Consider the following 12,338-nt stretch of genomic DNA (forward strand, 5'->3'; position numbering starts at 1 on the left):
GTGTCAGTTATCCTACATACATTATGCACGAAAACTTTCGGTTAGGCACTTAGGGACATGAGTCAGGGCTATATGCTAGTGTGATGTATCAGGGCTTGTACATCAGGGCTGTGTATTGATAAATCCCCTAGTAATCGTCATAGCGAGGATTTTTAGGTCGAAAGCTGGGGTCCAGTTGTCGATATAGTAAAGGTCATATTCAACGCGCTTGTGCATTAGCGCCACGTCATCGGTGATGCCGCGCAGACCATTAACCTGAGCCCATCCAGTCATGCCTGGCTTGACGCGGTGACGCTGCATATAGGTATCAATGAGCTCTTTATAATGCTCATTGTGATCCATGGCATGTGGCCGCGGGCCGACCAGAGACATACGGCCTTGGAGTACGTTATATAATTGTGGCAGCTCATCTAAGCTAGTACGGCGCAAAAAAGCGCCTAATGGAGTAACCCGCATATCGTTGTGCTGGGCTTGCTGGGTGCTGCTTGCACTATGAAGTGCCATGGTCCGAAATTTGTATATGCGGAAACGCTTGCCATTCAAGCCGTGGCGGTACTGTTTGAACAGAACTGGTGTGCCCATTTTCCAGCGTATTGCGGCAGCAGTTATCAGCATGACAGGAAGAAATATAACGAACAGCACTGCGCCAAGCAGCCGGTCTTCCAGTACCTTGATGAGCCGTGTCGGGCCGCTGAGTGGTGAGCGGTTCAGGTCGAGGGAGAACATGTCTGCGACTTGGGTGACGCGGTAGTTCAGTAGGCGTACATCAGAAAGGTCCGGGAAGTAGCGGATATCAACGGGCACCATCATCAGTGCAGCGGCCAACTGTTTAACACAGTCGCCGTTAGCCAGTGGATAGCTTAGCCAGACTTCATCGAACTCTCTTTGAAAAGCACTGCGACTCGCCAGCTGTTGCACTTGCGCTATCAAAGCGGAATTATCTTCCTGGTTATCCGGTAGCGTGGCTGATATTTGATAGCCAAGGTAGGGCATTGCCTCGAGGCGCCGCTGAATGCGTGCGATATTGTTAGGCGTGCCAATAAGTAAAACTCTCTTGGTGTTGCGGCCCCGAGAACGAATACCTCTCAGGCACAGGTAGAGCAGTGAGCGGGTCACTAAACCCGCTGCCAATACGCTGATAGAGGCGAGTAGCATCCAGGTACGAGAGAAAATGCTAACACTCTGAGCAGCAACTAGAAAAAGACTGAGCAGAATCACAGCAATCAGCCAACCCATGCTGTAAACACCTAGCATGGTAAACAGGCTTCTTCCACGCCATGGTTGATATAACCCCAGCAACTCTCCACATGATGGCAGTAATAGGCCACCTGCCAGAATCAGCAAAGGGTATTCCACCCCATCAGCGTGCTCGATATGAGGCATGCCAGCCAGCACTAACAAAGGTAGCAGCACAGCGATAACTGCATCAAAAGTACGCATTGCGCGGCGCTGCCAATCTCGAGTTGTAGCAGGCATGGTCAGTACTCGGTCGCGCCACCTTCAGCGTGAGTAATCTGAGTCAGCAGGCTCATGATGCTTTCTAGATCATTACTTTCCAAGTCACCTATTGCTGATTGCAATGCCAGCATATTCAGTATGTAGCTGCCAATGGTGTCGACATATTTGATACGTTGATCATAAAAACTGGCGCGAGCATCAAGCACATCGACCAAATCACGCAATCCCAGCTGTTCACCACGTGATGCAGCATCAAGGAATAGCTGGCTTGAATTAATAGCTTTCTGAAGCGCGTCAAGCCTACGCACATTGCCGTTGATAGCTCTTAAGCGCTGACGAACATCCTGCGATACAAGGTTACGCTGATCATCTACTACAGCCTGACTAGCCAGAATACGCTTTTCGCCTTGGCGCACAGAAGCATAGGTATACCCCCCTTGGAATATTGGCACACTCACCTCTACCCGAGCCGTATAGTCTTTACTGGTGCGCAACTCATCACCACTATCTCGATCGCTATAACTCAGATTGAGATTTAGCTCTGGATAATACCCACTACGGCGGATATCAGTGTCGGCTTCTGAAACAGTCTGCTGCTGCTGGGCTAGCCTGACATCTAGGTTATTGCCAATACGAGCAAGCCAGTCATCGGCACTTCCCCAATCACGCTGCAAACTAACATTAGACAGCTCACCAAGGGCTAAACCGCGCATATTAGGACGAATGCCGGTCAGACGCTGCAGCTCACTTAACGCATTATCCAGCTCATTCTCGGCTTCAACGGCATCAGCAATCGCTTGGTCTAAGCGTGACTGTGCTTCAAGCAAATCTACTCGATTACCCACCCCCAACTCATAAGCGCGACTAGCTTGACGATGCTGTAACTCAAGGGACTTCTGCTGAGCGTTCAACAGCCCTAGGCGCTGTGACGCTAGGTACGCTTCAACGTAAGCTTCGCTGACGCTGAGCGCCAAATCACGCTCTACCGACGCCAGGCTGAATTCAGCCACACCAACTTGAGCATCAGCTACGTCTAGTTGGCGCCAGCGCTCCAGACTAAACAACGGCTGAGATAGCTGTGCGCTCCAATAGTGCTCTGTATATTCGCCAGGCCGAGTCGCCGTCCGGTCGAGACCAAAGCCGTCGGGATCACTTTGAATGTTGCTGGAGTCTTGCCATTGATAGCCTCCGGTAGCACTGAGCTCAGGCAACAAGCGCGCACGCGCCATAGGAACCTCTTCCTGAGTTGCCTCCAGCTCGTAACGTTCACGCGCTAGGTTCGCATCATATTTCAACGCCCTAGCAAACAACTCTGGAAGCGAGGGAAGCGCACTGTGCGCTAGCGCCGACTCTCTCGTGACCTGCTCAAGATCTATAGCCTGCTCAAATGAAGATAGCTCTACTATGGTGGCAGGGCTATCTTTACCACCAACCCTCTCTTGCCATTCCACAGGGTGGCGCGATTGAATATCTGCATCTTGGGCACGCGCTGAAACACTAACTGATAAGCTAGCCATCGCGACAGCAAGAACTAGCGAGCCTATCGCTTTGTGTTTAAAAGAATAGTTACTGGACATACTTATCAGTCCTGTTGTATCGAGCGTGAAAGCATGTCTGCGATAGGCTTGGCGATATAACTAGCAAAGGTACGCTGCCCAGTACGGATCATTACCTCGGCAGGCATACCTGAGAGCAAATACATTTCATCAGTCATTTCTTTTTTACCCTCTTCAGAGACTTGCACGCGCGCTCTATAATAGCGCTGCCCCGTGGCTTCATCTTCGAAGCTGTCTGCACTCACATGAACTACTTCACCTGGAATCGTCGTTGTCGTCTTCTGATTGAATGCTGAAAAACGGATCTCTGCATACTGCCCAGGGTAAATATTATCAATATCTCGAGCGGGCACCCGAGCCTCTATAACAAAACCATCATTGGAAGGCACCACCTCCATGACAGTATCGCCACTACGCACTACTGCACCCTTAGAGTGGACCGTCCTTCCAACCACGGTCCCCGAAACAGGCGCCCTGATGACAGTGCGCTCCACTTGATCAGATAACGACGTTACCTGCTCCTCAGCTTCAGCAATCATTGTTTGAGCCTCTCGAAGCTGCTCACCCACCTCTTTTTGAAACTCTTGCTTGCGAATTTCTCGTTGGGCGCGGTTCTCACTGATTTGCGAGCCTAGCTGAGCAATTTGAGACTGGAACTCCGCACTATTCCCTTCATACTCAAGCACTTGCCGCTCTAACTCACGCAACCGCTGATTATCACCTAGCCCTTCACGAAATAAGGCGCGAAAATCATCAGCTTCACTTTTTAACGAAGCAACGCGACGGCGGTTGACATCAATACGCTGCCTGAGGCCAGAAATTTGCTCTTCCATCTGCTTGTTTTGTTCGTCAATGGATTGAAGCGTACTCTGAGAGGACTGTCGTCGCGCATGAAACAGCGCCTGCTGCACATCAAGAATCTGTTGGACACGCGGATTATCAAGATCCTTCAAGTCATCAGGGATTACTAAAGTATCAGCACCTTGCTGCTCAGCAAGAAGACGAGCTTCCATAGCGCGATTAATCAAGTATTGGGAGCGAGCAATATCTCTCTGTGAACGCACTTGAGTGTCACTCAACACCAACAAGGGGTCACCAGCCTTGACTACATCGCCATCAGCGACAGGAAGTTCGCTTACGATACCGCCTTCCAGATGCTGAATGCTACGCTTAAAAGATGCCATAGAAACATCACCTGGCGCTATAACTGCCACAGCTAACTTGACAGTAGTGGCCCATAACATAAAGCCGCCCAAAGCAACCAGAAGAACAACAAACCCCAAGCTACGGTAACTTTTATCGCTAGTGGGAAGTGCTTCTATGGCCTCACCATCAATGGTGACTGGGCCTTTTGGAGTGACGTCAATTTCCTTCCGCACCGGCATATGGTGCTGGCCCTCATTGCTATTTTTCATATCAAGATTCTCCACCCTGACCGGAGCCAGCAGCAGACAGCCGGGCTGCACTTTGCTGGTTTACCTTGGCACGAGGTTTTTTAACAAATTCTGCCAACACTTGGTCTCGCGGGCCGAACATGTTAATCTGCCCGTCTTTCATAACTAACAACTTATCCATATGCTTGAGCACGCTCTGTCGATGACTAATGACAAACAGCGTAGCCCCTTCAGCTTTTACCTGCGCAATCGCTTGAGCCAAAGCACGCTCACCAGCATCATCAAGGTTGGCATTAGGTTCGTCGAGCACGATTAGTACAGGGTTGTCATAAAGCGCCCTCGCCAGACCTATTCGCTGCCTCTGGCCGCCAGACAACGAGCCACTACCGGCAGAAATAACCGTATCATAGCCGTTAGGCAGCTCGAGAATCATTTCATGCACGCCAGCCTTTTTCGCGGCCTGCACCACTTTTTCTGCATCCACGTCACCAAAACGCGCGATGTTCTCACTAATCGTGCCATCAAACAGCTCGATATCCTGCGGCAAGTACCCAATATGAGGGCCAAGTTCATCGCGGTTATATTGGTTTATATCACCACCATCAAGGCGCACATCACCAACTTGGCTTGGCCAAATGCCAAGCAAAACTCGAGCCAAGGTAGACTTGCCAGCAGCACTTGGACCAATAATGCCGACATGTTCACCTTTATCAACTTCGAAGGTAATCCCACGAATAGTGATAATACGCGACCCTGGAGGGGCAGCAGCGATATTCTCTACACTCAAGTAACCTTCAGGGCGTGGCAACGACATGCGCTGCTGTTCTCCAGGGATTTGGTTGAGCAACACATTCAAGCGCTTATAAGCACCTCGGGCATTGACGAAGCCCTTCCAGCCACCAATCATTTGGTCAATTGGCGCTAGCGCCCGACCCATCAGTATGGAGCCAGCTATCACCATACCTCCAGTCAGCTCGCCCTTAAGAACCAGCAGTGCGGCTAAACCAAGAATTAAGGACTGAGCCATCATACGGAAAACTTTAGACGCATTGGTCAACGCGCCCGCTCGATCACTGGCGCGTGACTGCTTGCTCAAGAACTCATGATGGCGCTTGGACCACCGCCCCATAATGCCAGGCAACATACCCATAGCATGGAGAACTTCAGCGTTTCGCAAATTAGAGTTTGCTAGATTCTGAGCCTGGATATGCTCGCCATTTGCTTCAGAAAGCAATTTATGCGTAGATTTTTCGTTAGTAATCGCCAGTACAATGAGAATAATGCCCGCCGCGATAGCAAAAACACCTAGCCACGCGTGGAACAAGAACATGACTCCAATGTAGATGGGCACCCAAGGCGCATCAAAAAAAGCAAATAGGCTATTGCCCGTCAGAAACTGGCGTAGCGAAGTCAAGTCACTAAGCGGCTGAGCACTCTGACCATCTTGAGATATCAAACTGCGACGAAACATAGCGCTATAAAGACGCTGATTGATCATAGTGTCTAGCCGATTGCCAACTCGAACCAATATGCGTGACCGCACCAGCTCAAGCCCACCCATTACAAGAAACAAAAAGATCACCAACAAAGTCAGCATCAACAGCGTTTCTTCGCTCTGCGTAGAAAGCACACGATCGTAGACTTGAAGCATGTACATGGGAGGCACGAGCATCAGTAGGTTGATGAACATGCTGAAAAAACCAACTGATATAAACGAGCTGCGGCATGCCTTCAGTGCAAGCTGCAGGTCAGTGGCATCTTGTTCCTTTGCCATGGGGTGTTTCACCATTGAGGGAGAGGAGGGTTACGTCACTATCAAATACATCATGGCCCGGAAGCATACCAGAAGGTGGCTTCGACTGGATAGGATAGCAACGCTGCGCAAGCCTTCGCTCAGAAAGATCCTGACACCGAAAAGCAGCACTCTCCATAAGGGGCTCGTCGCAGCGGAGGATATTAATTAAGTCGCAATAGGGGCAGGCAACAGCTGGTCAAAAAGAACACTAAAACCGCAGCGTTCTTGATGCTCGGGGGCGCAAGAACTCACGGTGCACATCCTTGAAGGTGGGGCTGTCGCAGCGCTTCAGCCACTCATAGGCCACCATGTCGGCGCTGACGATACACCCGCCCGCACGCTCCAGCCGACGCCCAGCCAAAGCAGCCTCTTTTGCACGTCGACTCACAGATGCCTCGGCAAGCAGGAAAACATCATAACCGGCGGCAAGCAGCCCAAGGCCGGTCTGTAGCACACAAATGTGTGCCTCAGACCCACACAGCACAATCTGACGACGCCCTGTGGCTTCCAACGCCTGGGCAAACTCTCGCTCATGGTGTGCATCGAAGTGGCACTTGGTCCATAGCTGATGCTTACTCAAGGCCTCTAGCAGGCGCGGCTCGCTACCACCCAGCCCTTTGGGATTCTGCTCGGTGACCCATATCGGAATCTCCAGCGCTTCGGCAACACCACCAAGCCAAATCGCTTCATTGACAGCCTGCTCGCCACCATCGATAACAGGCAGTAAACCGGCCTGAAGATCCACAATCAACAGCAGGCTTTTGTCTCGATTCAACAGCATGATAAAAACTCCTCACGCCAAGCGACGTTAAACGCAGAGTTTAATCGGCTTTTTTCATCTGGGTCTGCATGTAGTTTTCGATGCCGACTTTTTCGATCAGCCCAAGCTCGGTTTCAAGGTGGTCGATATGCTCTTCCTCGTCGGAAAGAATGCCACGGAACAAGTCACGGCTAACGTAATCGCGAACCTTTTCGCAATGGTCGATGGCGTCCAGCAGGTCGGCACGCGCCTTGTGCTCCAACTTGAGGTCACACTCAAGCATCTCGCGAACGTTTTCGCCAATCATCAGCTTGCCGTAATCCTGGAGATTAGGCAGGCCTTCTAAAAAAAGGATGCGCTCGATCAGAGTGTCGGCGTGCTGCATTTCCTCGATGGACTCTTTGTATTCCCACTCACCTAACGCAGCCAACCCCCAGTCCTGATACATCTTGGCGTGAAGATAGTACTGGTTAATGGCAACCAACTCGTTGCCCAGCACGGTATTGAGAAACTGAATTACCTTGGGATCGCCTTTCATGGTTGCGCCTCGCTTGACGAGTTAAAAAGATTCAGCGCTCACCATAGCACGAACGCCGCCGTTGCTGTCACCACAACTGTCATCAAAACAGTGTAGACAACACGTCAGCAGGCTGCCATTAATCGATATAAGAATCAGTACGATGCTTGCATACGTCACGCGATAATCAAACCGCGTAGGCAAGACCTTCACGCGCCAAGGATAACTGCTCGCTAACAGCCTCCCGCACCATCTGTTTGCCCATGCAGGCACACTTACCACATTGGGTACCACAGCCGGTTTCACGCTGCACATCACGCCAGCTGCGAGCGCCCTGCTCGACGCTTGCCACAATGGCGTGATCGCTGACACCTTTGCAAAGACATACGTACATGACATTTCCCCTCGCTGCTATAGGGTAAATGTAAATGATTCGCAGACGCTATCGCAAGTACTTTATTGAAAGTATTTTTCCCTGGCTGTAAAAAGCTCACCCTAGGCGCCTTTCTCGGCCTGAAGGCCACTCCTAGGAAGGGCAAAACCAGCTATCGATTGCTTTTAAAACAATGACATACAGAGATTCCGCAGGAGCAGCGCTTGTACTGCGATACCGCCGCGCAGCGGCGGTGGGGGTAGGTGCCAGCCGCAGGTTCGGTGCCGGTCCAGGCGCCTAACGGCGCCATCGCGGCCTGAAGGCCACTCCCACGAAGGACAACACCACCTGTCGATTGCTTTAAAACAACGACGTTAGCTCACTCGGCTTCGGGCCGCATGGCGGGGAACAGTAGCACGTCGCGAATCGATGGGCTGTCGGTGAACAGCATCACCAGCCGGTCGATGCCGATACCTTCACCGGCAGTGGGCGGCATGCCGACTTCCAGGGCACGCACGTAGTCGGCGTCGAAGTACATGGCCTCCACATCGCCGGCGTCTTTTTCGGCCACCTGGGCAGCGAAACGCTCGGCCTGGTCTTCTGCGTCGTTGAGCTCTGAGAAGCCGTTAGCTATCTCGCGACCGCCGACAAAGAATTCGAAGCGCTCGGTAACGAAGGGGTCGCTATCTTTACGCCGCGATAGTGGGCTGACTTCGGTGGGATAGTCGGTGATGAAGGTCGGCTGAATCAGCAGGTGCTCGACGGTCTCTTCAAAGATTTCCATCTGCACCCGGCCCAGCCCCCAGCTATCCTTGACCGCGATACCCAGCCCACGAGCAACCTCCCGGGCGGCGACGTCGTCAGCTAGCGCCAGATCGTCAATTTCCGGGTTGTACTCAACAATGGCATTGAACACGCTGATGCGCGTGAACGGCTTGCCAAAGTCGTACTCGATGGTCTCGGCCACCTCGCCTTGGGCATCGCGCCGGGTATTGGTCACAACCGGGCTGCCTAACACTTCGGTGGCGATGCTGCGCAGCATCTCTTCGGTCAGGTCCATCAGATCTTTATAGTCAGCGTAAGCCTGATAGAACTCGATCATGGTGAACTCGGGGTTGTGTCGCGTGGACAGCCCTTCGTTGCGGAAATTGCGGTTGATCTCGAACACCTTCTCGAAGCCGCCAACCACTAGACGCTTGAGATACAGCTCTGGGGCGATGCGCAGGTACATGTCCAGGTCCAGCGCATTGTGGTGCGTCACGAAAGGACGCGCCGCAGCGCCGCCGGGAATCTGCTGCAGCATCGGCGTTTCCACTTCCATGAAGCCGCGCCCTTCAAAAAAGCGACGCATGGCACTAACCACCTTGGCCCGGATTTCGAACACCTGGCGCGACTCGGGGTTCATGATCAGGTCCACATAACGCTGGCGGTAGCGGGCCTCCATGTCAGTCAGACCGTGGAATTTATCGGGCAGCGGGCGCAGGCTCTTGGTCAGCAGCCTCGCCTCTTCCATCATGACATACAGGTCACCCTTGCCAGACTTATGCACCGGGCCACGCGCCGCAACAATATCGCCGATATCCCAACCTTTAACATCGTCTAGCATGGCCTCGGGCAGGCCTTTTTTATCCACGTACAGCTGGATCTGACCGGATACATCCTGAATCACGATGAAGGGGCCACGTTTGCGCATGATGCGCCCAGCCACCGCTGCAGGCCGCGCCAGCGCTTCGAGCGCCTCCTTGTCTTTGTCGCCCAGCTCGGCAATCAGCTCTGCGGCCAAGCTGTCGCGGCGAAAGTCATTGGGAAAGGCGCTACCACCTTCGCGTTCAGCGATCTCGCGGCGTTCGGCAAGCTTGGCCCGACGCTCTGCAATCAGGTGGTTTTCATCGTGCGGGGAAGAGTCCTGGTTAGACATGGTTGTGCCTGGTTATCCTGCCTGTTAAAGGAAAAATCGTCGCCTGCTTCAGACATAAATCCGGGACATAAGCCCCGGACATCAATCAAGTCGGACTAGAGCCCTTGTTTGAGGCTCGCTTCAATAAACGGGGTCAGCTCACCGTCCAGCACCCGATCGCAGTTACTGGTCTGCACACCGGTGCGCAGGTCCTTGATGCGCTGATCGTCCAGCACATAGGAGCGAATCTGGCTGCCCCAGCCGATATCCGACTTGGAGTCTTCCGCGGCCTGTTTGGCTTCGTTGCGCTTGTCCATCTCGTGCTCCCAGAGCCTTGCACGAAGCTGCTTCATGGCGAAGTCACGGTTAGCGTGCTGGCTGCGCTGACTCTGACACGCCACCACGATACCCGTTGGCTCGTGGGTAATACGCACAGCGGAGTCGGTGGTGTTGACGTGCTGGCCACCGGCGCCACTGGAACGATAGGTGTCAGTGCGCAGGTCCGCCGGGTTGATATCGACCTCGAAGCTGTCATCAATCTCCGGTGAAACAAACACCGAGGTAAAGGACGTATGGCGACGGCCACCAGAATCGAACGGACTCTTGCGCACCAGACGGTGCACGCCGGTTTCCGTGCGCAGCCAGCCGAACGCATAGTCACCCTGAACATGAATGGTGGCCGACTTGATGCCCGCCACGTCGCCGGCAGACAGCTCGGTGATATCAGCCTTGAAACCGTGGTGCTCAGCCCAGCGCAGGTACATGCGCAGCAGCATGTTGGCCCAGTCCTGGGCCTCGGTGCCGCCTGAGCCAGCCTGAATATCCAGGTAAGCGCCGTTGGCGTCCATCTCGCCAGAGAACATGCGCCGGAACTCCAGCTTGGCCAGACTCTGCTGCAGCGCTTTAAGCTCACGCTCGACCTCTGCAACGGTGTCTTCGTCGTCTTCCATCTCGGCCAGTTCCAGCAGGTCGGCATTATCGCCAACGCCCTGCTCCAGCTCGTCGATGGTCTGCACCACCTGCTCCAGAGCGGCCCGTTCCTTGCCCAGCTTCTGGGCGTAGTCCGGATCATTCCAGACGTTGGGGTCTTCCAGTTCGCGCGAGACTTCTTCTAGCCGGTCTTTCTTCTCGGCATAGTCAAAGATACCCCCTCAGGACGTCTGTCCGTTCAGACAGGTCCTTGAGAAGGTTATGAATTGGGTTGGTTTCCATGGAGCTCGCTCTGCTGCTTACCGATATCCTCTGCCAGAAAGCAGGGACATGGCGAAGAAAAGAAAAAACGACCCATTAGGCCGCCATCACAAAGGAAGAGTATTGTAGCCAAAGCCGCGCAGCCCGTCATCCTGGGCGGCGGTAAAGCAGCCAGCCAGTAATGATTATGCGTTCCCACTCAGCAGCGTGGGAACGAGTATGGGTCAGTGACGTTATCCAGGCGCCTGACGGCGCCATCGCGGCCTAAAGGTCGCTCCTACCAACCCCTGTGAAAATCACGACATGCACCGGGTTTCGTAGGAGGCCTGTTCACATGCCGAAACCGCCGCGCAGCGGCGGCGGGTTGGTGTCAGGCAGCATGCCTAAGGCATCAGCTTAGAAGCGGTAGGTCATCTGTGCACCAATACCGTGTGCTTCGTTCTTGTACTTGGCTGAGTAGGTGGTACCACCGATACCGCCGAGATGATCACTGCGCACCTGTTCCACGTCGGTGGTGCGTTCGGTCAGGTAAGAATAGGCCACGTCAATGGTCAGGTCTTCCATCGGCGTCCAGCCGGCACCCAGCGAGAAGATGCGGCGATCGTCGGACGGAATACGCACACTGCGGTGCTCGTCGTTACTCGGCGTATCATCCAGCGTCAAGCCCGCACGCAGCACCCACTCTGGGGTTAGTTGGTACTCACCACCCGCGGCGAAGGCCCAAGCGTTACTGTAGTTCTGCGTCTCCTGGGTGATTTGAGGGATGGCATCCCCAGTCACATTAATTTCTTGGAACTTACTCCAGCGCGACCAGGAGGCACCAAACATCAACTTGAGTCTATCGGTCATCTGCTGGGTCACAGAGAAGTTGACCGTTTCGGGGGTCGTCAGCTTCAGGTGCGCATTATCTTTCTGAATCACATTACCCATCGGGTCGACAGCTTTAAAGTCTCCGTCCAGCTTGTACTTGACCTCAGAGCGATAGGTCAGGCCCATGGTCGTTTCCGGTACTGGCTGAAACATCACGCCAATGTTGTAACCCCAGGCATCGTCGTCGCCATCCACGCGGGCATCGATATCATTTGCCTGGTTATAGCCGGGCTCGCTGGGGATCTGGCGATGTAACTCACCCTCAACGCGGTTATAGGTCACCCCAGCACCCACTGACCACTGGTCGTTGAAGCGATACGACACCGTCGGCTGGGCGCTGATCACTGTGACTTCGGTATAGTTACCAAAGTAGCGGCCCTGGAAGTTTTTCTCATAATCGGTCTTGGACCCATAAGGTGCATAGACGCCAAAACCGAACGCCAGCTGGTCATTCACGGGGTGCGCATAAAACGGGTTCTTCGTCACTTCACGTGGATTTGGCCTGATCGAACAGGCGGCCCACTGGG

10 protein-coding genes are annotated in these 12,338 nt (G+C 53.5%); all 10 read right to left on the reverse strand.

The window, feature by feature from the left end; genetic code table 11:
• Positions 1 to 102: 102 nt before the first annotated feature.
• The gene (locus ACTH3D_RS10365; RefSeq protein ID WP_441667004.1) at positions 103 to 1,476 is read right to left on the reverse strand and encodes an undecaprenyl-phosphate glucose phosphotransferase; all 1,374 of its coding nucleotides are present in this window, start codon (positions 1,474 to 1,476) and stop codon (positions 103 to 105) included.
• Between the two features lie 2 nt (positions 1,477 to 1,478).
• On the reverse strand, positions 1,479 to 3,035 hold the full coding sequence (locus ACTH3D_RS10370; RefSeq protein ID WP_441667005.1) for a TolC family outer membrane protein: 1,557 nt from the start codon (positions 3,033 to 3,035) through the stop codon (positions 1,479 to 1,481).
• 5 nt (positions 3,036 to 3,040) lie between these two features.
• Positions 3,041 to 4,429 carry an HlyD family type I secretion periplasmic adaptor subunit gene (locus ACTH3D_RS10375; protein ID WP_441667006.1) on the reverse strand — a complete coding sequence of 463 codons (1,389 nt, stop codon included), beginning with the start codon at positions 4,427 to 4,429 and terminating at the stop codon, positions 3,041 to 3,043.
• Between the two features lies 1 nt (position 4,430).
• A complete protein-coding gene (locus tag ACTH3D_RS10380) occupies positions 4,431 to 6,182 on the reverse strand; it encodes a type I secretion system permease/ATPase (protein WP_441667007.1) in 1,752 nt (583 codons plus the stop codon).
• 229 nt (positions 6,183 to 6,411) lie between these two features.
• Positions 6,412 to 6,984, reverse strand: a complete 573-nt coding sequence (locus tag ACTH3D_RS10385; RefSeq protein ID WP_441667008.1) for an isochorismatase family protein — start codon at positions 6,982 to 6,984, stop codon at positions 6,412 to 6,414.
• 40 nt (positions 6,985 to 7,024) lie between these two features.
• Positions 7,025 to 7,501 carry a bacterioferritin gene (gene bfr / locus ACTH3D_RS10390; protein WP_441667009.1) on the reverse strand — a complete coding sequence of 159 codons (477 nt, stop codon included), beginning with the start codon at positions 7,499 to 7,501 and terminating at the stop codon, positions 7,025 to 7,027.
• Positions 7,502 to 7,667: 166 nt separating this feature from the next.
• Positions 7,668 to 7,874 carry a (2Fe-2S)-binding protein gene (locus ACTH3D_RS10395; RefSeq protein WP_441667010.1) on the reverse strand — a complete coding sequence of 69 codons (207 nt, stop codon included), beginning with the start codon at positions 7,872 to 7,874 and terminating at the stop codon, positions 7,668 to 7,670.
• Positions 7,875 to 8,232: 358 nt separating this feature from the next.
• On the reverse strand, positions 8,233 to 9,771 hold the full coding sequence (lysS, locus tag ACTH3D_RS10400; protein WP_441667011.1) for a lysine--tRNA ligase: 1,539 nt from the start codon (positions 9,769 to 9,771) through the stop codon (positions 8,233 to 8,235).
• 95 nt (positions 9,772 to 9,866) lie between these two features.
• Positions 9,867 to 10,962, reverse strand: a protein-coding gene (gene prfB / locus ACTH3D_RS10405) for a peptide chain release factor 2 (protein WP_441667013.1) whose coding sequence is annotated in 2 segments (ribosomal slippage) — positions 9,867 to 10,889 and positions 10,891 to 10,962 — 1,095 coding nt in all. Because the reading frame shifts where the segments join, the coding sequence is not laid out codon by codon here.
• A 375-nt stretch (positions 10,963 to 11,337) separates the two neighbouring features.
• A partial coding sequence (locus tag ACTH3D_RS10410; protein WP_441667014.1) for an OmpP1/FadL family transporter occupies positions 11,338 to 12,338 on the reverse strand: 1,001 nt, incomplete at its 5' end.

It is taken from the genome of Halomonas sp. (genome assembly GCF_052095765.1).
Classification (GTDB): domain Bacteria; phylum Pseudomonadota; class Gammaproteobacteria; order Pseudomonadales; family Halomonadaceae; genus Halomonas.

What these genes read in the sequence shown, in the direction of transcription:
- ACTH3D_RS10375 (WP_441667006.1), bottom strand. Translation starts at nt 4,429, where the DNA reads ATGAAAAATAGCAATGAGGGCCAGCACCATATGCCGGTGCGGAAGGAA.
- ACTH3D_RS10370 (WP_441667005.1), bottom strand. Translation starts at nt 3,035, where the DNA reads ATGTCCAGTAACTATTCTTTTAAACACAAAGCGATAGGCTCGCTAGTT.
- ACTH3D_RS10380 (WP_441667007.1), bottom strand. Translation starts at nt 6,182, where the DNA reads ATGGCAAAGGAACAAGATGCCACTGACCTGCAGCTTGCACTGAAGGCA.
- bfr (WP_441667009.1), bottom strand. Translation starts at nt 7,501, where the DNA reads ATGAAAGGCGATCCCAAGGTAATTCAGTTTCTCAATACCGTGCTGGGC.
- ACTH3D_RS10365 (WP_441667004.1), bottom strand. Translation starts at nt 1,476, where the DNA reads ATGCCTGCTACAACTCGAGATTGGCAGCGCCGCGCAATGCGTACTTTT.
- lysS (WP_441667011.1), bottom strand. Translation starts at nt 9,771, where the DNA reads ATGTCTAACCAGGACTCTTCCCCGCACGATGAAAACCACCTGATTGCA.
- ACTH3D_RS10385 (WP_441667008.1), bottom strand. Translation starts at nt 6,984, where the DNA reads ATGCTGTTGAATCGAGACAAAAGCCTGCTGTTGATTGTGGATCTTCAG.
- ACTH3D_RS10395 (WP_441667010.1), bottom strand. Translation starts at nt 7,874, where the DNA reads ATGTACGTATGTCTTTGCAAAGGTGTCAGCGATCACGCCATTGTGGCA.